This window comes from Taibaiella helva (genome assembly GCF_003545695.1).
In the GTDB taxonomy this organism is placed as follows: domain Bacteria; phylum Bacteroidota; class Bacteroidia; order Chitinophagales; family Chitinophagaceae; genus Taibaiella; species Taibaiella helva.
Genome location: NZ_QUZZ01000002.1, coordinates 560,648 through 582,512, shown reverse-complemented (window position 1 = coordinate 582,512; position 21,865 = coordinate 560,648). Strand labels below are relative to the sequence as shown.

Below are 21,865 nucleotides of genomic sequence, written 5' to 3'. Positions count from 1 at the left end.
CTGCCTAAATTTGCCTGTACACATAAAATTGTATGGTACTAACAAAAAAGTAAGAAATGAGAAAGGAAAGCTCTACCAACGCCCTGAATGAAAAGCTGCTGAAGGATACCTGCGGTATGGCCTATGCCCTGTCGATATTGGGCGGCCGCTGGAAACCAGCCATCCTGTGCCGGCTGGTGCATGGCAAAATGCGTTACAGCGATCTGAAGAATAGCATACCCCATATATCAGAGCGCATGCTTATCGCACAGCTGCGCGAGCTGGAGAAGGACCAGGTGATCCGGCGTATCGTGCATGCTGTAGTGCCACCCAGGGTCGACTACGAGCTTACCGAGCTGGGGCAAACCATGAAACCCTTGCTGAGCGCTATGTCGAACTGGGGCAATATGCACCGCAGCAAAACAGTTCCTGAACACGAATTGACGAAGGAGGAGTGCCTGCTAACGAGTGAAGAGGTGTGAGGCCCGACCGCATCGCAGGTCGGTCGGGACGTGCAACGGCCTGAACGGCGGGCTGGATGCATATTCTGCTTAGCAACCTGGTTTTGCTCCTATAGAGCAATTTATATTTGTTCCTATTGGCACTACAACGTTCGGCTCTTATGGAGCCCTATAACGCGGATAGCTATAGGATCATCTGCAAACCATTCCTGTCCTATAAGATCAGGAATGGTTAAGCGGTGCAGGTCCGGGCTGTGCTATTTTGTCCTTTCCTAATGTTGAAGTCTTCATAACCTTATTCCGTACACCTCCTGTAGTCCCCGGGGGTTCCGCTTGATCCCTAACAACAGAGCCACAACCTGATTCCAATGAAAAAAAGCACCGGAAGGTGCTTTTCTGTTGTATTGCCTGTATCAACATATATAACCAAAACATCGTTTACCTGGCCGGTCCCGGTGTTTTGCCGGATTGCTTTTATATATTATTCCTGCAAAAATAAACCGCGCTGCCCAGGCCTGCAATACCCGCAACGCAGGAGTTTCAACTACTGGTTTTCCCGGATTTTAATTTCCATCCATTTCCTGTTATTTTGTTTTTCATGATCCGTTGCTCCCACCTGCTCATAGGGCTGCTCTTACTGGCTGCCGCCGGTGCGTTGCCGGCGCAGCCGACAGGGCCGTACTATGATGACAGCATGCAGGTGCTGCTGCGGCATACGCTTTCCGACAGCGGAAGAACGCGGCTGCTGCTGTGGATGGCCAATTACTGGGACATCTATGGCAATACAAGGCGCGCGCGGCGTTACCTCGATGAGGCCCGGCGCATCGATTGCAAGAGCCCGACGATGAAAGGCCTCTATTACTGGGCTGAAGGCGCCCATTGTTTTCCCTTTGATCCGGAATGCGGATTGAATTACATGACGAAGGCCGACAATACCATGCGTCAGCTGAAAACACGGGTAGCTTACGGAACCCGGGCCAGCGCCTGGCTCTATCATGCAACCAGCATGCTGCGTAAGGGAGACAGATTGTCTTATGTAGACCTTATGACCAACAAAGCAATTCCCCTGGCGCTGCAAGCTAAAGACACCTTTTCCGTAGCATCCTATTATAAGCAGCTCGGAACAGTTTTTATGAATACCGGCCAGCTGGATAAGGCAGAGACCTATCTCAGGTCGTCCATTGCGCTGCTGAACCAAATCGGGACACATAACTATGAGAAGCTTCCTGTTTACAGCTGGCTGGGCGAAACGTACCTGCTCCGCGGCCGCATCCCGGAAACCAGGGTGGTAATGGATACGCTCAAAACATTGCTGGCGGATCTGCCTTTCCCTTTTGTGGCTACAGGCTACCATAAGCTCAGGGGACTTTACTTTCAGCACCAAGAACAGTATGATCATGCGCTGAACAGCTTTGACGAAGGTATCGGGCTGATGGAACAGGATAGTAGTGATTATGATGAATTTGCTTACCTGAAAATAAAAGCGCTGGTGGCTGCCGGCCGCAGCAATGAAGCGCAGCCCTTACTCAGGGAGCTCAGCAGCCGGAACCGCGACAGAACGTTCCGGCCCGAGATCAGGTTGCCCCTGTACGAAGCGCATGCAGTGATCAATGCAGGGCTGCATAGGAACAGGGAAGCTTACGAATACATGAGAAAATACGCTGTACTAGCCGATAGTGTCCATCGCAGCCAGCTCGTTATCGACGTAAATGCACTTGAAATTAAATACCGGAATGCAGAAAGCCTTAAAGAGATCGCCAGGCTGAAGGCCAGGAACGAGCAGATCGCCTTGCGGGACCGCAACAGCCGTTTGCTGAGCTGGTTGCTGACATTAACCAGTTTGTTATTATTCGTAGTAGCTTTGCTATCGCTGCTGTATTACCGGAACAACAGGAAACTGATGCGGCAGAAAGAGCTGAATTACCGGCAGCAGCTCAAAGAGATCGCCCAACGGCAGCAGCTGCAGTTCGGACAGGCAGTACTACAGGGAGAAGAGCAGGAAAGACGCCGGGTGGCCAGGGACCTGCACGACGGGCTGGGCGGGATCCTGGCGGGCGTTAAGATCAATTTATCGGGGCAGGTAGAGGCGATACCCAATGGCAAACGCACCGAATGGACAAGGATCATGGGACAGCTGGATCATTCCGTAACAGAGCTGCGGCGTATTGCGCACAATATGATGCCGGTAAACCTGCTGAAGTTCGGGCTTCGCGTGGCCCTGAAGGACCTTTGCGAATCGCTGATAACACCGGCTACCAGCATCGATTTCCAGGCACTGGGCATCGAAGACAACCTGAGCGAAGAAACACAGATCCATATCTACCGTATTGTACAGGAGCTGCTGTCCAATGCGGTAAAACATGCGGAAGCGGGACACATTATTCTGCAATGCAGCCAGGACAACAATACCTTCCTCATCACACAGGAAGATGACGGCAAAGGCTTTGATCCCACAGTAACGCCCCTGGGCATGGGACTAAGCAATATCAGGAACCGGGTAGGCTTTCTGAAGGGACGGATAGAGATCGACTCGGCTATAAACGAAGGAACCATTATAAATATAGAATTATATGTTGGAGCATAAAGTAAAACTCGCGATCGTAGACGACCACCTCATCGTGCTGGAAGGCCTGCAGAAACTGCTCACCAGCGCCGGAGACATTGAAATTGCCGGTAGCTTTACCACGGGCAATGCCTTTATCGAATTCCTCAAAAGCAATACGGTGCATATTGTGCTGCTGGACATCACCCTACCCGATGTCAATGGTATGGACCTTTGCCGGGAAATCAAGAAAATAGCGCCCGATACTCATGTGCTGGGCCTTAGCAATCATAGCGAACGCAGCATGATCGTGCAGATGCTGCACAACGGCGCGACCGGCTACCTGCTCAAAAATGTATCGGCGGAAGAGCTGACACAATGCATACACGAGGCGCTCAATGGCCAGGTCACCTTCAGCAAGGCCGTAAGAGAGATCATGGCCAGACCATCGATGAGCGAGCTGAAAGGTGTGCCCCAGCTGACCAAAAGAGAAAAGGAGATCCTGCAATTCATTGCCGATGGAAAAACCACTTCGGCCATCGCGGCGGAGCTTTTCCTGAGCCCGCTCACCGTGGAAACCCACCGGAAAAACCTGATGCAGAAATTTGAGGTGAAGAATGTAGCCGCACTGATCAAGGAAGCGGTGCAAAGACACATGATCTGACCCTGCGTCTTTTATCTGCCGGAGCCCGGCTGTCGCAATAGCTTAGCGGCGCTCCGGATCTTCTTCCGATGCACCGGCATTTTCCAGGTACCGGCTTCTGAACGTATGCTCGAGCATGCTCATCATGATCACATCATGATAGCTGTGATTGAAATAGTAGACTTCCCTGCGTATGCCTTCCTGTTCAAAGCCCAGTCTTTCATATAGCTGTATGGCACGCCGGTTGCCGCGCTAAGGCTTCCAGCTCGATACGGTGCAGCTGCCGCATACCAAAGCCATAATGTAAGGCCAGCAGCAGCGCTTCAGCGCCGAAACCGCGGTTCCTGTCCGCCTGTTGTGCGATCACGATACGCAAATGAGCGCTGCGGTGCACAGGATCGAGATCGGCCAGCACCACCTCGCCCACCAGCTGATGATCGGAAAGGCTGAAGATCAGCAAATCGATGCGGCTGCCGTCGCCGGCCACACGATCCATATGAGCTATAAGATCGGCGCCCGTAAAGAGCTGGCTGGTCCCTGTTCCGGTCCGGGCCTCCAGGTCGGAGTTTCCCATAACAGCAATGTATTCCTTTTCATATTGCCGGTCCATCTTTTTAAGATAAACCAACCGGCCCCTCAGCTCCAGCATCTGTGCCGCGCTCAGCTTATTGTCCCTATCGTATTCCATTTTCCGTTGTCGTTATACGGTAAATATCGGGGAAGTTACAGCATTTCCTCCTCTCCCGAACCTTATCGCTATCCGGCGGTTATATTGCCTGAGCCTTAAAAAAAATTCTGTACCTATGAGCAAGAAAAAACATAACTTTTTCGAAAGGGCCGCCAACAAGATCACCCAATGGGCCGGCAGCTCCTATGCTTTCGGCGGGGCTGCGCTGCTGATCCTCGCCTGGATCGTATCCGGTCCTGTATTCGGCTATTCCGATACCTGGCAGCTGGTGATCAACACCGGCACAACGATCATTACTTTCCTGATGGTCTTCCTCATCCAGAAAACACAGAATAAGGACTCGAAGGCAGTCCAGCTGAAGCTGAACGAGCTGATTGCCGCCAGCAGGGAAGCCAGCAACCGTATGGTCGACATTGAAGACCTGGACGAAGAGGAGCTCGATCTGCTGCACCGCTTCTACCGGCACCTGTCGGAACGATCTCAAAAGAACGCGAATCTGCACGAATCACATTCCATCGATGCCGCAGATGCGCTTCATGACCGTAAAAGCCAGCAGGGAAAAGGAGCCGGGCCGCAAAAGCAGCTTCCATAAATTATGTAACCGTTCCCGGTGCGGGTATAACCGGGAGAAACAATATTTTTGCGTGAAACCTCAGAACAAAATTGGCTGTATCTGTGTTTTCAACAATGATCGCAGGGGCCGCTTTAAGAATGAGGTCCTGTTATTCACCTTTGCATATGCAAAAAACCATATACCTGGTAGAAGACGACCCCGACATAAGAACCATAGTTGAGTTCCTGCTCGCCGAGAGGGGTTTCCAGGTAACCAGCTGCCCATCTGTAGCCTATTTCCGGCAACGGATGGATTTTATCCTGCCCGATCTGATTATACTCGATATTATGCTACCCGACGGCAATGGCCTGAACTTGTGCCGGGAGCTAAAGACCGGCAGCAATACCCGGCATATACCGGTGGTCCTGATGTCGGCCAATATCAACAACAAGCTTGCGGCCCGGGATTCGGAGGCCAATGATTTCATCAGCAAACCTTTTGATATCGATGACTTTACCAACAGGGTGCAGCGGCAGATCGCCTGACCCTGCATAACTATTTCTATTCAATACAGTCCAGGATATGACAACTGCCAATGAAACACCCCGGTCTATCGTGCTCGCCCTGATCGATGCCTTGAACAAAGAAGACTTTGAAAAAGCCAGGCGATATACCAGCGACGACATGACCTTTGAAGGCGTGCTGGGCAAACGGGATGGCGCCGATGCTTATTTTGAGGATATGAAAAAGATGAAGCTGAAATATAAGCTTCAGCAATCTTTTGAAGAAGGCAACGATGTTTGCCTGTTCTACACGCTGGCGCTTAGCGGAGCCGAAGTGTTCTGCGCTGCCTGGTACCAGGTGGTCCAAGGCAGGGTTGTTTCGCTGAAAGTGGTCTTCGATCCCCGGCCCGTGCTGGCGCAGCAGCCAAAATAAGCAATAGTCGGGCTAGAGCAAGGTCTTCCGCAGCACGATCATATGGTTCAGCAGCAAGCGGTTTTCCCTGATCGGGGCAGGATAGCGCTTCCGGTAAAAATCCTTGCGTAGACGGTCGATCTCGAAGCCGGCTTTCTGATAAAGATACAAAGGTCCCCATGCCGCATTGGATGTTTCGATGTCGAGCCGGCTAAAACCCAGGCTCCGGGCTGTTTCCGTGGCATGCTCCAGCATACGGAGGCCGATACCCTCGCCTTGCCTGGAAGGCTCCACAGCAAGATTCATGATCTCCATGCTATCTGCTCCAGTAACGGTCAGCACATACACAGCGATCATATTGTCCTCTTCTTCCCATACATAAACAGATGCATCGGGGAGATAATGCCCGATCGCCTCCTTCGTCTCATCGGCAAGCAGCAGCAGCGAATAAGGTACCTCCTCGCTTGCCCCCAATTTCCTGATCAAGCTTCTATTGTCGGATATCATGCAATCGTCCTTTTTTGCTGCAAAAAAGTAAAAAAGACAATAGCACAATCCCTGCTGATGAATTAACTTCGTGTCTCCTCACCGGCTGCATTTTGCTCCGCAGCATCTTCCCTGATACTTTTTCTGCTCTCGTCCTGGAAGCCGTTCTGCAAGGATTATTTTTTATCTAAAGCGTTGCCATATCCAGGCAACTATATCATCGTATGTCCACTTTCTATACTACTCGTCTCTGTATCCTTTCCGGCGGCCCCGGAATGGGCAAGACTACCCTGCTTCGTCAGCTGGCTGCTTTAGGCCATACCTGCTTTCCCGAAAGCGGGCGGGCGATCATCAGGCAGCAATTAGCCACCGGCGGCACAGCTTTGCCCTGGCAGGACCGGGAAGCCTTTGCCGGCCTGATGTTCCGGCAGGGGCTTGCCGACTATAACCTAGCCAGGACGCAAAGGGGACTCCTCTTTTTTGACCGGGGCTTGCCCGATGTAACCGGCTACCTGGAGTTTAGCGATCTGCCGGTACCGCCTGAAATAGAGCACGCCACGCATCTTTACCGTTATCATCCGCTGGTAGCTATGACCCCGCCCTGGAAAGAGATTTACGTCAACGATGCAGAACGGAAGCAAAGTTTTGAAGAAGCAACTGCTACCTACGATGTTATGCGTTCGGTGTATCTCCGCTACGGCTACCATCCTTTCGATCTGCCGCTGGTTGGAGTCAGGCAGAGAGCAGCTTACCTGCTTGCACGTATGAAAGCTTTGCGATAGGCATGAAAAATAATTAAAGGAAATTATCGTTTTACAATAATTACTTATAATTTTGCAGAAATTAATCAATAAAATGAAACAGGTTCGCGCCGTAGCCACCGGCCTTTTTTACCTTACCCGTATTGTCGCCGTACCCTATTTGCTCAGCGGAGCATATGCGCTCATCGCGATCGTTTTCCGCACAGCATCTTTTGACTTGGTCGAACACGGGCGCTTCGTAATCTTTTACCTCTTCACACGGGAGCCGTTCCTTATCGGTGATGAAAACACTACTTTTTACAAAACAGAGCTGGTCGCCTTCCTGCTCCTGTACGGTGTTTTCTTCTGGTCATTAGGCAATATCTTCCTCACCTTTCGCGGCCGGAGGATCTTTACACCTAAAGGGGTACAAAGACTGAAAATATTTTACTGGCTTAATTTCACTGTACCTGCATTGTTCCTCGTAGTACATCTCGGCATCTCTTATGAGGTCATGCTGATGATCGGCCTTACCATGTTACATGTTACCCTGGGTGTATTCGCCTATTTTATGGCAGCCATTTTCTCACAAGGTCTGAACCTTCAGGACGAACAGGATCTAATTTTCTAGCTATGCCCATTATCATCAACCTGGACGTAATGCTTGCAAAGCGGAAAATGCAATCCAAGGAACTGGCGGAGCTGCTCAACGTTACACAAGCAAATTTATCTATACTGAAAACCGGCAAAGCGAAAGGGATCCGTTTCGATTCGCTGGAAGCCATCTGTAAAGCGCTCGACTGCCAGCCGGGAGATATTCTCGAATACCGGCCGGAAGCGTAGCTCCGATCAACATTAAAAAAAAGAACGCTTTCGGGCGAAGGGGAAAGTTATGTCCGGCCGTGAATGGTCCGGCGATACTGCACCCTATCGCCCGGTTGGGCAAGCTATGCCTGCTACCATCTGAGACGATCCGATCTCTCCGCTTAAAAATCATATAAACATGAATACACTGATCATTAAAAACGTAAGCCATACCTACCGCAACGGCACCAGGGCTATGGACAATATTTCCCTGCAGCTGGGCAATGGTATGTTTGGCCTGCTGGGGCCCAACGGCGCCGGCAAATCGACACTGATGCGCTGCATTGCCGGATTGCAGCGGCCTGACGCCGGCGTGATCCTCTTCAATGGTGTAAATATTGTGCAGGAGCCGGTAGCGGTCAAAAAGCAGCTGGGCTACCTGCCGCAAGATTTCGGCGTTTATCCCGAAGTTTCCGCCTACCGATTGCTCGACCACCTGGCCGTGCTGAAGGGTATCGTTGAACGAAAGGCGCGCCAGGAGCAGATCCTGGGCCTGCTCGACAAAACCAATCTCTATGCTCACCGCCATAAGGCAGTCAGCAGCTTCTCCGGCGGCATGCGGCAACGCTTTGGAATTGCCCAGGCGCTGTTAGGTAATCCCGCGATCATTATCGTAGATGAGCCTACCGCCGGCCTGGACCCGGAAGAGCGTAACCGCTTCAATAACCTGCTGAGCGAAATAGGCGAACAGGTCATCGTTATCCTGAGCACGCACCTGGTCGAAGATGTACGCAATTTGTGTACGCAGATGGCGGTCATCAGCAAAGGCAGCGTGATCGCCGGCGCCCGGCCCGATATCCTGGTCGACGCGCTGCAGGGCAAGGTATGGGAGAAGCTGATCGACAAAGGCGACCGGGACCGGTATGCTGCGCATGTCGTGCTTTCCGCACAATTTCATGCCGGCAGGCTGGCGCTCCGCATATTGGCCGACATCTGCCCCGGCGACGGCTTTGCAGCAGCGACGCCCGGCCTGGAAGATGTTTATTTCGCCACGATCCGCCAATAGCTGAAACAACATTCATTATACAACCTACCTAAAATACAATGCCATGTTCCTTCGCTTAATGCAATTTGAATGGCTCTTCTGGGCAAAAAAATGGCCACTTTACCTGATGCTCGCCTTCTATACCGCACTGGGCCTTGCGGTAGCAATGGCTGCACATTTTCCTTTTCCCGAAACCAACAAAAACAGCCCGTATGTCAATACTTATGTAATTGGACTGATGTCGCTGGTCGCCATATTCTCCACTACCCTGATGGCGGCGCAAAGTCTCTTCAGGGAACAGGAAGCCCGCTTTGATACGATCCTGTTCGCGACGCCGCTACGCAGGCTGCCTTATGTCACCAGCCGCTTGCTCATTATCTTTCTTATCAATACGCTCTGCTTCGCCCTGTTTACGATGAGCCTGATGGCCGGGCATTTGCTGGCCGACCATAGCGGGGGAGCCTTCGGTCCGCTAAATGTGCTTTACTACCTGCAGCCCCTGCTGGTCCTGCTGCTGCCTAATATCCTGTTCTGCACTGCAGTAGCCTGCTGTATCGGGTTGACAGTCCGCAACAAAATGATTGTTTATGTTTCGGGCGTCCTGATCTACTTCCTGTACTGGGGCATAGCGATCTTCACTGATTCCCCGCTGATCGCCAACGCAGCGCCGGCAAGCGCTGCAGCCCTCCGGCGTTCCGCCCTGCTGGACCCCTTCGGCATCGCAGCCTTCCTGGAACAAACCCGCTACTGGCTGCCTGTAGAACGCAATACAAAGCTGGTTCAGCTGAAGGGTCATTTTTTAAGCAACCGTATCCTTTACCTGGCTTGCTCCCTGGTCCTACTGGCGATCGCCTACAGCCGCTTCCGCTTCACCCTGGCGCCGCAGCAGCAAAGATCCGGGAAGACCCGTTCACAGAGACCTCGCGCCACCGCCGCTTACACGCCCGTCCCGGTAAAGACCACCGGCCTTCGCTATACAACAGCAGTACTGCTGACCCAGCTGAAAACCGCCTGGGGCGGGATTACCGGCAGTCCCGCTTTATGGATCGCCTGCACCGGCTGGACCGGCTTCCTGGGCATAGAGCTCTTCAGCGCCACACAGGGAGGCAGCAGGGTCCCGCCCGAGCTGGCTACAACAGCGGTTATGATCAAGGAAATACAGTCGTCCCTGCCGACGGTCGGTTTGCTGCTGCTGCTCTTCTATGCAGGAGAAAGCTATCGCAAAAGCCGCGATTGCCGCATAGCGCCGATCGAGGACAGCACAGCAGCTTCTCCGGGAATAAAATTGCTTGCCCATTGGTTCGCTCTTTCCGGCATCATCATTCTGCTGCTGCTCTTCAGCATCCTGACCGGCATAGCCATCCAGTATATACGCGGGTACAGTATCATCGACCTGAAGCTTTATGCCTCCCTGTTTTACCTCACCGGCCAGCCGCTGGCGCTGAACGCAGCCCTTGTTCTCTGCCTGCAGCTGTTCACCCGCAACAAGCATACCGGCATCGCCTTGGCCGGCGCCGTATTGCTGCTGATGCATACGCCCGTCGGGAACATCTTGCTGCCGGCACATCCCCTGGCGCGCTATGGCAAGGCCTTTGACGGCGCCTATAGCGATATGAACGGCTTCGGCAATGCCCTCAGCGCCTTTGGCGTGCAGATGCGCTATAACCTGGGCCTTTGCGGCATCTTCCTGTCACTCGCCCTGCTTGCAGAAAGACGCAGGCAACGATGGTCCGGAGCCGCAACCGGGGCGCTGCGCTTTCCTGCCGGCGGCTGGTTATTGGTGATCTCAATACCGCTTGCCGGTACCGGAGCTGCGGTTCTCTACCAAAAAGCAATAACAGAAAGCAGCGCTGACCATTACGACCATCAGCAGGTTTTCGAGGAACGCTACCGCTTTCTCAAAGACAAAGCCCAACCGGTAATCAGCAGGGTGCAGACGGCCATCGACCTTTACCCTTCGGAAGAGCGCCTCATGATCTCGGGCGATTATACCCTGGTCAATCCGGGCAAAACAGGGATCGATACGCTATATGTGCACACAAGCGATCAAATGAAATGCCACTCGCTCTCCGTTCCCGGCGCCATCTTAAGCAGCAGGGACAGCCTGAACGGCTATACCCTGTTTGCACTGCCACAGCCAATGCAACCGGGAGATACCCTGCACCTGCTTTTCCGGCTGCAGTACACGGCGTCGCCTTTCCGGAAAAACGATGCAGCCAACCAGATATTATACAATGGTACCTTCAGCCGTATCAGCCGCTACTACCCGATACCCGGCTATGATGTCAATTCGGAGATCGACGACCCCAGGGAGCGAACACGAAGGAAAATGCCGGAAAGAAATAACCTGCTGCACTTATCCGACAACCGCGATACCAGCACCTTTGTGACGATGGAAACGCTTATTTCTACGGACAGCGGCCAAACCGCCATTGCCGCAGGATCGCTGCGCAAACAGTGGCAACATCAGGACAGGAACTATTTTCAATATGCTACGGAGCAGCCCATTCCTTTCCGTTTTGCCATCGCTTCGGCACGCTATGCAGTAAAGCGCCTGCTGCATCGGGGCATTACGGTCGAAGCATATTACCATCCGGCACACTGCAGGAATATTGACCATCTGATGCAGGTCGCTACGCAAACATTGGATTACTGTATCCTGCATTTCGGTCCTTACTCAGGTCGCAGCCTGGTATTGGTAGAAATTTCTTCATTCAGCAGGGGCTTCGCCGGAACAGCATATCCCGGCTGCTTGTTCATCAATGAATCCTTCGGCTTTAAGCATCAGCTCGATGGCCAGCCCGGCAGGGATATCATCAATGAAATGGCCAGCCATGAGATCGCTCATACCTGGTGGGGTAATGCCGGCATCGCACCCAGGTACCGTGAAGGCAGCACGCTGCTGACCGAAACATTGGCGATGTATACTGAGTTGATGCTCTACAAGCAGATGTACGGCGAAGCCGTGCTGCAAGAAAGGGTCAACATGCATAAGGATCTGTACTGCTCCGGGCGGGGCATGGCGCATGAGGTTCCATTGTACCGGGCAGCGCCGGAGATGGCCTACCTCTGCTACAACAAAGGCATGGTAGTGATGTACCAGCTGTATAAGCGGCTGGGCGAAAAAAAGATGAACCTGGCCCTGGGCCGTTTCTACAAAGATTTTACCTACCCGCACCCCGAGCCGCTTTCAACCGATCTCCTTCATGCGCTTTACCAGGTTGCCGACAGCAGCCAACGTCGGAAGATCGACGAGCTGCTGTGCCAGATCGTTACCTATACCTTCCGGATCAAGAGGGCCGGTCTGAGCCGCAAAGCCGGGCAGTATGTGCTGCTGCTTGATGCGTCCGTCTATAAATTTAAGGAAGATGGCAAAGGCGGGCAGCAGGAACAAAGCTTCGGGGAGCCGCTGGAAGCCGCTGTCTACTTTGAAGACGGCAGCAGGCAAACGCTGCTATTACAGCCAGAGAACGACAAAATCCTGGGACGCTATGCTTTCGCCCGGAAGCCGGAAAAGATCGTGCTGGATCCGGAAGGCCTTTTTCTCGATCTTTCGGGAGAGGACAAGAAACGCCGGCTGCAACTATTGCCTTAATGTACTACAAAGAGGCTGTATCAAAAGGAAAAATTTTTGTCCTATTGAGCGCAGTCGAAATACAACAAAAATTTTGTCTCAAGCCTGCTTACATTTCGACTCCGCTCAATGTGACAGGCTTGAGGTCTTTTGAGACAGCACACTTTGCTCTTAAAGTACCTTGCAGGCTACAGGTGCGGCACCCGGTTAACCGGTATGCCTTGCTGCAAAGTACCCGGCGCCGTGGGAGGATGCATCAGTGTGCTCAGTTTTGACTCCAGCTGGCTCATGATCGACGCCATATCTTCGCGGGTGATGAATTGCTCCAGGACATGCTCTTCTATTTCCTGGTTAAAAAAGGATTCGTTGAAGGTATGCTGTTCCGTTCTGTTCTTGTCCAGGGCATCCAGGAACAACTCTGCCCATTGCTGCACGGTATGCCGCGATAAGGTTCGTTGCATAGCGTTCAGGCGCTTCAGCTGCTCCCGTACCGGCATCACAAGGCTATCAAAGATAGCATCGGCCAGCTCCTGCTCATTGTGAGGATTGATGATCAGGGCCTGCTTCAGCTCCTGCGCTGCGCCGGCCAGTTCGCTCAGGATCAGCACGCCCGGCGATCCTGTCTTGCTGGCAATGTACTCCTTGCTGACCAGGTTCATCCCGTCGCGCAATGGCGTTACCAGCGCCACATCTGCAGCAGCATAAAGCCCTGACAGCATCTCCGGCTCCAGCGACCGGTACCAGTAACGGATGGGCTCCCAATCGAAGCTGCCGTAGCGCGTATTGATATCGGACACCCGTTGGTTGACCTCTTCTTTCAGCTCGTGGTACCGGGATACCTGGTCCCTGGACGGTACGATCAGCTGGAGGAAAACAACCCGCTCGTGAAGCCCGGGATGCTGCTCCAGGAAGCGGTCATAAGCATTTAAACGATGCAGGATACCTTTGCTGTAATCCAGGCGGTCTACAGAAAGCATCAGCTTACGGCTGCCGCAAAAATCGCGTATGCGGTCCCGTACTTTCATCGCTCCGGCGCTGCAGGACAGATTCCTGTATTTCTCGTAGTCGATGCCCATGGGAAAGGCGTCAACCGTAACGGTCCTGTCATCGGTCAGTATCTCGTTTGACAGAACCGATGCATCGAAAGCGCCGGCCTCAGCAAGCCGCTGGATGACCTCAAGAAAATGATCGGCATCCATTTGTGTATGAAAACCGATGAGATCAGCGCCCAGCAAACCTTTTACCAGCTCGTCGCGCCAGGGCAGGCAACGGAACATTTCAAAGCTGGGAAAAGGAATATGCTGGAAAAATCCTATCGATGCGCCGGGCAGGCGCTCCCTTACCCTGTCGGGGACCAGCAACAAATGATAATCGTGGATCCATATTTTGTCGCCCGGCTCTGCCAGCGCCGCTATCTTTTCAGCAAACCTGAGGTTGACTTCTTTGTATGCATCCCATTGACTGGCGCTGAAGCGGGCATAGTCGGGAAAATAATGAAACAGCGGCCATAAGGCCTCATTGGAGAAGCCTTCGTAAAAGTCTTTGATCTCCCGTGCGCTGAGTGGAACGGGGACCAGGCCCTTCGGCGCCAGCTCCTCTTCGATTCGCCGGAAGGTATCTGCATCGGTGGAGATGCCTGGCCAACCGATCCAGATCGTATCTTCTTTACTGCAAACACTGGAAAGCCCTGTAGCCAAACCGCCTTCGCTGTTGTGGCATTGCAGGGCATTCCCATGCAGGGTAATCTTAACCGGCAGGCGGTTAGAGACAATAATAGTTCTGGGTTGCTTCATTGTGTGCTGGTGGTTAAAACAGAATAGTGGCGTAAACAAATACTGCAAAAATTGTTCCCGGAAGACAAGTCCCAGGTTGTCTCTTTACAGCAATTAATGCTCAGTCGCTTACAGATAACCAGGAAACCACAGCCTTACCCGTCCCGGACAGGCGCACCTCATATTGTGCAAGGAAAACCCCAAAGTGTTACCTGGCGTAGCTTTCCCCATATGATAAGGCTTTCCTAATATTCAGATACCGGCCGGATATCAGGGCCTATACAACGATGTAAACCCTAACTTTTTGCGCCTGGTATTGTTACCTCTGTCCACACATTAAACCAATCGATCTTTTATGAGCACGAAGGCCAGGACAGCACCGGCCATACCGGCGGAGGGTATCAAAAGGGCAGTGATCAAATACGTGCGGCCCTCGGTAAACGGGGGACAATATCCTGCTAAGGGAGCCGTAGATTTCCTGCAGCATTTCAAAGCCAATATTATTGCCGATGGTCATGATAAGCTCTATGCGCGGGTATTGCTAAAGGCGCCCGGAAGCAAGGGCTGGCAATCCTTGCCAATGTCCCTGGTCAATAATGATCTGTGGGAAGCAGCCTACCGCCCGGATACAACAGGCCTCCTGGAATTCAAAGTACAGGCATGGGTCAGCGAACTGGACAGCTGGCATGATGCGGTAGAAAAGAAACAGCTGGCCGGCCTGGATACTACGCTGGAAGAGCAGCGGGGTATCCTCCTGCTCCAGCATAAGCTCAAGCTGGCGTCCAAAACAGAAGCCAGAACCCTGAAAGCATTTCTCGACGGTCGGGAACGCCTGCTACCCTCCGATATTCCCCCGGATTTATACAGCAGCCTGCTGCTGATGGTCCCCAAAGAACGGATCAGCATTTCCGGCAGCTATCTTATCGTCATCGAGCGCATCAGAGCGCAATTCAGTACCTGGTATGAGCTGTTCCCCAGGAGCTGCTCGCCCGACCCGGAACGGCAGGGCAACTTTGCTGACGTTGCCCTGCAGCTGCCCCGCCTGGCTGCGGCCGGCTTCGATGTGCTCTATCTTCCCCCCATTCATCCCATCGGCAGGCAGAAGCGTAAAGGGAAGAACAACAGTCTTATTGCCACGGAATCCGATCCGGGTTCTCCCTGGGCTATCGGCAGTGAAGAAGGCGGGCACAAAAGCCTTCACCCGCAGCTGGGTACCATGGCCGAATTCAAAGCACTGGTACGCGAAGCCAGGCAGCATGGCATCGAGGTTGCCATGGATATCGCTTTCCAGTGCGCGCCGGACCATCCTTACGTGCAGCAGCATCCCGAATGGTTCCGATGGCGCCCCGATGGTACGGTGCAATATGCAGAGAACCCGCCGAAGAAATATGAGGACATTCTGCCTTTTGATTTTGAATCGCCCGCCTGGCCCTCGCTTTGGGAGGAGCTGCGGAGCATCTTCCTGTTCTGGATCGGAAAAGGCATCAGCATCTTTCGCGTCGACAATCCACATACCAAATCGCTGCGGTTCTGGGAATGGCTGATCGCCTCCGTAAAAGCGGAATACCCGGATGTGCTTTTTCTCGCGGAAGCCTTTACGCGGCCGCATATCATGCAGCACCTGGCTATGACAGGCTTTACCCAATCGTACACCTACTTTACCTGGCGCAATACCAAAAAGGAGCTTCAGGAATACCTGACCGAGCTGACGCAGGGACCGGAACAATATTTCTTCCGTCCCAACTTCTGGCCCAATACACCTGACATCCTGCCGGAGCACCTGGTATCCGGTGGCGACAACATGCATGTGATCCGGCTGCTGCTGGCCGCAACCCTATCATCCAGCTACGGCATTTACGGACCGGTTTTTGAACGGGGCATCAATACTCCCATGCCGGGTAAAGAAGAATATATAGACAATGAAAAGTACGAGATCCGGCACTGGGAGGCCCTTCCCGATACGCCGGTCAGTGAAATGATCCGGAAGGTCAACCAGCTGCGCCGGCAGTTCCGGGCCCTGCAGCAGACGAATAATATCCGGTTCCTGGATACCTCTAATGACCAGATCATGGCTTATCTCAAGCACAGCGAAGAAGATGGCTTCCACCTGCTCATTGTGATCAGCCTGGATCCTCATTACCCGCAAAGCGCCTGGGTACAGGTACCCCTGGCGGAGCTGGGCGGAGACTGGGGCGGCGGCATTTACCTGTCTGACGAGCTGAACCGTGAGCATTACCACTGGGACCAGGACTGGAACTATGTAGCCCTGCACCCGAGAGATAAGCCGGCACATATTTTCAGCATTGCCAACGCAGACCGCCCATCCTAAACTATTTAAGCCCGAACAGATGAACAGTGCACCGGACAACCGATATTGGTACAAAGACGCCATCATTTACGAATTACACATCAAAGCCTTTTTCGACAGCAACGGCGACGGTGTGGGCGACCTGCAGGGCTTGCTGCAGAAGCTCGACTACCTGCGCGACCTGGGCATTACCGCCATATGGCTCCTGCCATTTTATCCTTCGCCGCTACGGGATGATGGTTACGATATCGCCGACTATTATTCCTTTAATCAGGCCTACGGTGATGTAGAGCTGTTCCGGGAGTTCCTGGCGGCAGCCCATCAGCAGGGTCTTAAAGTGATTACCGAGCTGGTGATCAACCACACTTCTGATCAGCATCCATGGTTCCAGCAGGCGCGACAAGCGCCCAGGGGCAGCCGGGAAAGGGATTTCTATGTATGGACCGACAACCCGGCCCAGTATAACGATGCGCGCATTATTTTCCAGGATTACGAGACCAGCAATTGGACCTGGGATCCCGTAGCGGAGCAATATTACTGGCATCGTTTCTTCCAGCATCAGCCCGATCTTAATTTCGACAACCCGGAGGTACAGGCGGAGGTTTTCCGTATTCTCGATTTCTGGTGCGGGCTGGGTGTCGACGGCTTCCGGCTGGATGCTGTGCCTTATCTTTTTGAAAGAGAGGGTACCAATTGCGAGAACCTTCCCGAGACCCATGCTTTCCTGAAAAAGCTGCGGAAACATGTCGATACGCATTATCCCGGAACCTTGCTGCTGGCTGAGGCCAATATGTGGCCGGAAGATTCGGCGGCTTATTTCGGCGACGGCGACGAGTGCCATATGAACTATCATTTCCCGGTAATGCCCCGTATGTTCATGGCCCTCCAAATGGAGGACCGCTACCCCATTACCGACATCTTCGACCAGACGCCGGCCATACCGGACAACTGCCAGTGGGCGATCTTCCTGCGTAACCATGACGAGCTTACGCTCGAGATGGTGACCGACGAAGAACGGGATTATATGTACAAGGTATATGCCTCCGACCCCAAGGCCCGGATCAACCTGGGCATACGGCAAAGGCTGGCCCCATTGATGCAGAACAACCGCCGCAAGATAGAGCTCATCAATTCGCTGCTGTTCTCCCTGCCCGGCACCCCGGTGATCTATTACGGCGACGAGATCGGCATGGGCGACAACTTTTACCTGGGCGACCGGGACGGTGTGCGCACGCCGATGCAATGGTCGTCCAACCGCAATGGCGGCTTCTCTGAGGCCAACCCGCAAAAGCTTTATCTGCCGCTGATCCTGAGCCCCGAATACCATTACGAGATCGTGAATGTAGAACTGCAATCGGCCAATCCCTCTTCGCTGCTCTGGTACATGAAACGGATGATCGACCTGCGCAAAAAATACAAGGCCTTCAGCCGGGGCAGCTTCCGTTTCCTTATGGTAGACAACCCCAAGATACTGGCCTTTATCCGCAGCTATCGCGACGAGACCCTGCTGGTTGTTGTCAATCTTTCCCGCTATGCACAGCCTGCCGAGCTGGACCTTCGCGAATTTGAGGGTTTCCAGCCAATCGAGCTGCAAAGCCGCAATAAATTCCCGGTGATCAAAGATACCCGCTATTTCCTGTCGCTGGGCGGATACGGCTTTCAATGGTTTGCCCTGCAGAATATCTCTGCTGCCGTGACTACGGAAACCGATATGCCCGACTTTATCCTGCAGCAGATGGAAGACCTTACGGAGAGCATGCCTAAAGAGCTGCTGCTGCAAACGATACTGCCCGAATGGCTGAAACGGGTACGCTGGTTCGGCGGCAAAGGCAGGGATATTCATCATATCGAGCTGGAAGACCAGCAAAGCCTGCCCGTTGCCGGCGACCGGCAGGTAATGTGGCTGCTCCTGAAAGTGCATTATTACTATGGCTTTCCGGAGATATACCAGCTCCCGCTGGTGTTTATTCCTAAAGGCAGTACGGAAGATATGACAAGGGACTACCCGCAAAGCATTATTGTGGATCTTACGCTGGGAGAAGAAGAGGGCTACCTCTGCGATGCGATGTATGATACCCGGTTGCACCGTTACCTGATGCTGCAGCTGATCGCCGGCCAGGGTTATCAGAAAGGTGTGAAAGTAGCGGGCAGCGGTACACAGGTTTTGCGGGATCTTGCCGGGCCGGAGACCGGAACACTTGCGTCGCGGCTGCTGAATGCCGAACAGAGCAACACTTCTGTTATTTTTGAAGATAAGTTCTATCTGAAGCTGTACCGCAAGGTGGATTATGATATTAATCCCGACCAGGAAATGATCCGTATGCTGACCGGTCCGCTGCAATTTGAGCATGCACCTGCCTTCCTGGGTACCGTCGACTGGATATCGGGCAAAGGCAACATTACCCTGGCGATGATCCAGCAGCTGGTCGAGAACCATGGCGATGCCTGGGCCTATATGCAGGAAAAGCTTACCGCTTACAACGACGATGTGCTTTCCATGCCCGCGGAGCAGCTGCCAGATATGACGCTTTGGGGTACGCTTACCGCTCCCTGCCGCTTTGAAGACCTGCCGGCCCCGCTTCGCGAGCTGCTCGATTCCGCTGTAGCGGAACAGTCGCGCCTGATCGGTATCCGCACAGCCGAAATGCACCTGAAGCTGATGTCGGCAAACGGCTTTCCTGCTTTCCGCCCCGAGCCTTATTCGTTGCACTACCAACGTTCCATTTATTCCAGTCTCATTACCCAGATACGGGAGGCCTTCCAGAACCTGGAAAGAAACCTGCCGGGGCTGCCGCCGGACATAAGGAACGTAGCGCAGACCGTCATTGGCTTACGGACGGAGATCATGTCTTCGATGAAAGCGATCTACAGCCGGAAGCTGGACCTGATGAAAATAAGGATACACGGCGATTATCACCTGGGCCAGATCCTGTTTACGGGAAAAGACCTGGTTATACTCGATTTCGAAGGCGAACCGGCGCGCAGCTATAGCGAACGGCGGCTGAAGTTCTCCTCGCTGAGGGATGTGGCCGGCATGATCCGTTCCTTTCATTACGCCGCCTACGGCAGCCTGTTCCTCGAAGGAGAAACCAGGAACGAAGATATACGGAAGCTTATCCCCTACTCGGAGCTCTGGAGCCATTACCAGGCGGGCATTTTCATGCAGGCCTACCTGGAAAAGGTAAAAGGTACGGGGCTGATACCGGATGAAGAAGCGGATATCCGTATCCTGCTCGATGTCTTCCTGTTGTCCAAAGCCTTTTATGAGCTGAATTACGAATTGAATAACCGCCCCGATTGGGTGATGATCCCCCTGAAAGGTATTTTAAGCATTCTTCAAAAAGAACCAGCAGCACATGAGTGTACGGAAAGTAAAGAGCCTTATTGAGGAAACGGACATTGATACGGCAGCGCCAAGCCTGCTTTCGGCATTTGATATCGGCCTGTTCCGTGAGGGACGGCATTATATGCTGTACCGGCACATGGGCGCACAGCTGCATACCCACAACGGTAAACAGGGCGTGCTCTTTGCCGTATGGGCGCCGGGAGCCAACTACGTGTCTGTGATCGGTGATTTTAACGGATGGGATAAAGGCAGCCATCAGTTGCAGCCACGGTGGGACAGCAGCGGCATCTGGGAATTGTTTGTACCCGATGTGCAGGCAGGAACGCGGTATAAATTTCATATCGGGAATGCATCCGGCTTCAGCGCCGATAAAGCAGACCCCTTCGGCTTTGAAATGGAAATGCCCCCACATACGGCATCAGTTGTCGGTGGCCACTCTGCTTTTACCTGGACTGACGAACGCTGGATGGCGCAAAGGCGGCAGCAGGACATCGCCGGGATGCCGCTGAGCATCTATGAGCTGCACGTCGGCTCCTGGCGCAGGATACCAGAAGAAGGCAACCGGTGGATGAGCTACCGCGAGCTGGCCGAATGGCTGCCCGCTTACTGTAACGAAATGGGTTTCACGCATGTAGAGCTTCTGCCGGTTATGGAGCATCCTTTTTATGGGAGCTGGGGCTACCAGCTGACCGGCTACTATGCTCCTTCTTCGCGTTTCGGAACGCCCGACGATTTCCGTTACCTGGTCAATGCCCTGCATGTGCACGATATCGGCATCCTCCTGGATTGGGTACCTTCCCATTTCCCCGGGGATGCCCATGGGCTCTACCAATTCGACGGTACCCATTTGTACGAGCATGCCGATCCCCGGGAAGGCTATCATCCCGACTGGCAGAGCTACATCTTCAACTATGGACGCAACGAGGTAAGGTCTTTCCTGATCTCCAATGCCGTGTACTGGCTGGACCAATTCCATATCGACGGCCTGCGCGTCGATGCCGTCGCGTCCATGCTCTACCGCGATTATTCCCGTAAAGAAGGCGAATGGATACCCAACCACCTGAATGGCCGGGAGAACCTGGAAGCGATTGCCTTCCTGCAGCAGCTCAACGATGCGGTGCACCAGCTGCAGCCCGGAACATTTACCATTGCGGAAGAGTCGACGGCCTTTCCCGGGGTTACACATCCTGTAGCGGGAGGTGGACTGGGCTTCGATTTCAAATGGATGATGGGTTGGATGCATGATACATTGGCTTATTTTCAAAAAGATCCTCTTTACCGTTCCTTTCATCAGCACCAGCTGACCTTCAGCATGCATTATGCCTTTTCCGAAAAGTTTGTGCTGCCTTTATCCCATGATGAGGTAGTCCATGGCAAAGGCTCCCTGCTGGCTAAAATGCCGGGAGACGAATGGCAAAAGGCAGCCAACCTGCGCCTGCTCTATGGCTATATGTTTGGCCATCCCGGCGCCAAGCTGCTGTTCATGGGCAGCGAATGGGGGCAGCGTCATGAATGGCGGCACGAGCATAGCCTCGATTGGGACCTGCTCGCGCATCCCTTCCACAAAGGGATACAGGCGCTGATCAAAGACCTGAATCACTTGTATACAACAATGCCCGCGCTCTACCACAATAACTATAGCCCGGAGGGATTTGAATGGATCGATTACCAGGATACGCTGAACAGTGTTTTCTGCTGGTTGCGCAAAGGTCATGAAGCCGGCGATCATCTCCTGTTCATTGCCAATGCCACCCCGCAGGTGCTCCGTCAATATGAGCTGGGCGTACCGCAGCAGGCAGCGCTGACAGAATACATGAACACGGATAAAGCCTGCTATGGCGGCAGCGACATCTGCAATGCCGGCCTCATTTTTCCACAGCCGCTTAACCGGCATGGCAGGCCATATGCCATCTCCGTAACGCTGCCACCCTTATCGGTATTGGTGCTGCAGCCGGCGGATAAGAACCTGGTGTTGCAGGAACAACCCTTGAAGTAAGAGGAGGCTTCCA

At 53.3% G+C, this 21,865-nt stretch carries 17 protein-coding genes; 14 read left to right on the top strand and 3 right to left on the bottom strand.

Annotation, left to right across the window (positions count from 1 at the left end; genetic code table 11):
* Window positions 1-56 precede the first annotated feature (56 nt).
* The 3 genes from DZC79_RS05235 (at window position 57) to DZC79_RS05225 (ending at window position 3,646) form a co-directional block, all read left to right on the top strand.
* Window positions 57-461 carry a winged helix-turn-helix transcriptional regulator gene (locus DZC79_RS05235; protein WP_118950487.1) on the top strand — a complete coding sequence of 135 codons (405 nt, stop codon included), beginning with the start codon at window positions 57-59 and terminating at the stop codon, window positions 459-461.
* Window positions 462-1,038: 577 nt separating this feature from the next.
* Window positions 1,039-3,024: a tetratricopeptide repeat-containing sensor histidine kinase gene (locus tag DZC79_RS05230; protein ID WP_118950486.1), complete on the top strand. Its 1,986-nt coding sequence runs from the start codon at window positions 1,039-1,041 to the stop codon at window positions 3,022-3,024.
* Window positions 3,011-3,646, top strand: a complete 636-nt coding sequence (locus DZC79_RS05225; protein WP_118950485.1) for a response regulator transcription factor — start codon at window positions 3,011-3,013, stop codon at window positions 3,644-3,646. The genes DZC79_RS05230 and DZC79_RS05225 overlap by 14 nt, the downstream gene beginning before the upstream one ends.
* A gap of 199 nt (window positions 3,647-3,845) precedes the next feature.
* Here DZC79_RS05225 and DZC79_RS05220 read toward each other — a convergent pair whose 3' ends face one another.
* On the bottom strand, window positions 3,846-4,313 hold the full coding sequence (locus tag DZC79_RS05220) for a GNAT family N-acetyltransferase (RefSeq protein ID WP_118950484.1): 468 nt from the start codon (window positions 4,311-4,313) through the stop codon (window positions 3,846-3,848).
* A gap of 115 nt (window positions 4,314-4,428) precedes the next feature.
* Here DZC79_RS05220 and DZC79_RS05215 point away from each other — a divergent pair, with 115 nt between their 5' ends.
* The 3 genes from DZC79_RS05215 (at window position 4,429) to DZC79_RS05205 (ending at window position 5,802) form a co-directional block, all read left to right on the top strand.
* Entirely contained in the window at window positions 4,429-4,905 is a 477-nt protein-coding gene (locus DZC79_RS05215; protein ID WP_118950483.1) for a low affinity iron permease family protein, read from the top strand.
* A gap of 146 nt (window positions 4,906-5,051) precedes the next feature.
* The gene (locus tag DZC79_RS05210) at window positions 5,052-5,411 is read left to right on the top strand and encodes a response regulator transcription factor (RefSeq protein ID WP_157976937.1); all 360 of its coding nucleotides are present in this window, start codon (window positions 5,052-5,054) and stop codon (window positions 5,409-5,411) included.
* Between the two features lie 37 nt (window positions 5,412-5,448).
* The gene (locus DZC79_RS05205; protein ID WP_118950481.1) at window positions 5,449-5,802 is read left to right on the top strand and encodes a nuclear transport factor 2 family protein; all 354 of its coding nucleotides are present in this window, start codon (window positions 5,449-5,451) and stop codon (window positions 5,800-5,802) included.
* A gap of 12 nt (window positions 5,803-5,814) precedes the next feature.
* On the opposite strand, the gene DZC79_RS05200 is transcribed toward DZC79_RS05205, so the two are convergent.
* A complete protein-coding gene (locus tag DZC79_RS05200) occupies window positions 5,815-6,267 on the bottom strand; it encodes a GNAT family N-acetyltransferase (protein ID WP_157976936.1) in 453 nt (150 codons plus the stop codon).
* Window positions 6,268-6,491: 224 nt separating this feature from the next.
* Between DZC79_RS05200 and DZC79_RS05195 the strand changes: the two genes are divergently transcribed.
* The 5 genes from DZC79_RS05195 to DZC79_RS05175 all read left to right on the top strand — a co-directional run bounded on the left by DZC79_RS05195 (window position 6,492) and on the right by DZC79_RS05175 (window position 12,451).
* Window positions 6,492-7,049, top strand: a complete 558-nt coding sequence (locus DZC79_RS05195) for an AAA family ATPase (protein WP_118950479.1) — start codon at window positions 6,492-6,494, stop codon at window positions 7,047-7,049.
* 73 nt (window positions 7,050-7,122) lie between these two features.
* Window positions 7,123-7,638, top strand: a complete 516-nt coding sequence (locus DZC79_RS05190) for a DUF2975 domain-containing protein (RefSeq protein ID WP_118950478.1) — start codon at window positions 7,123-7,125, stop codon at window positions 7,636-7,638.
* Between the two features lie 2 nt (window positions 7,639-7,640).
* Complete coding sequence (locus DZC79_RS05185) at window positions 7,641-7,850, top strand: helix-turn-helix domain-containing protein (protein WP_118950477.1); 210 nt, start codon at window positions 7,641-7,643, stop codon at window positions 7,848-7,850.
* A gap of 160 nt (window positions 7,851-8,010) precedes the next feature.
* Window positions 8,011-8,877, top strand: coding sequence for an ABC transporter ATP-binding protein (locus DZC79_RS05180; RefSeq protein ID WP_118950476.1), 867 nt, complete (start codon window positions 8,011-8,013; stop codon window positions 8,875-8,877).
* A gap of 43 nt (window positions 8,878-8,920) precedes the next feature.
* Window positions 8,921-12,451 carry an ABC transporter permease/M1 family aminopeptidase gene (locus tag DZC79_RS05175; protein ID WP_118950475.1) on the top strand — a complete coding sequence of 1,177 codons (3,531 nt, stop codon included), beginning with the start codon at window positions 8,921-8,923 and terminating at the stop codon, window positions 12,449-12,451.
* A gap of 167 nt (window positions 12,452-12,618) precedes the next feature.
* Here the strand turns inward: DZC79_RS05175 and DZC79_RS05170 are convergent, their stop codons facing one another.
* Entirely contained in the window at window positions 12,619-14,223 is a 1,605-nt protein-coding gene (locus tag DZC79_RS05170) for a bifunctional alpha,alpha-trehalose-phosphate synthase (UDP-forming)/trehalose-phosphatase (RefSeq protein WP_118950474.1), read from the bottom strand.
* A gap of 334 nt (window positions 14,224-14,557) precedes the next feature.
* Between DZC79_RS05170 and DZC79_RS05165 the strand changes: the two genes are divergently transcribed.
* From DZC79_RS05165 to glgB, 3 genes are read left to right on the top strand one after another with little or no spacing between them, the layout of a single operon-like run.
* Window positions 14,558-16,531, top strand: coding sequence for a maltotransferase domain-containing protein (locus tag DZC79_RS05165; protein ID WP_118950473.1), 1,974 nt, complete (start codon window positions 14,558-14,560; stop codon window positions 16,529-16,531).
* Between the two features lie 19 nt (window positions 16,532-16,550).
* Window positions 16,551-19,898 carry a maltose alpha-D-glucosyltransferase gene (gene treS / locus DZC79_RS05160; RefSeq protein ID WP_118950472.1) on the top strand — a complete coding sequence of 1,116 codons (3,348 nt, stop codon included), beginning with the start codon at window positions 16,551-16,553 and terminating at the stop codon, window positions 19,896-19,898.
* On the top strand, window positions 19,867-21,852 hold the full coding sequence (gene glgB / locus DZC79_RS05155; protein ID WP_118950471.1) for a 1,4-alpha-glucan branching protein GlgB: 1,986 nt from the start codon (window positions 19,867-19,869) through the stop codon (window positions 21,850-21,852). The genes treS and glgB overlap by 32 nt, the downstream gene beginning before the upstream one ends.
* Window positions 21,853-21,865: the final 13 nt, after the last annotated feature.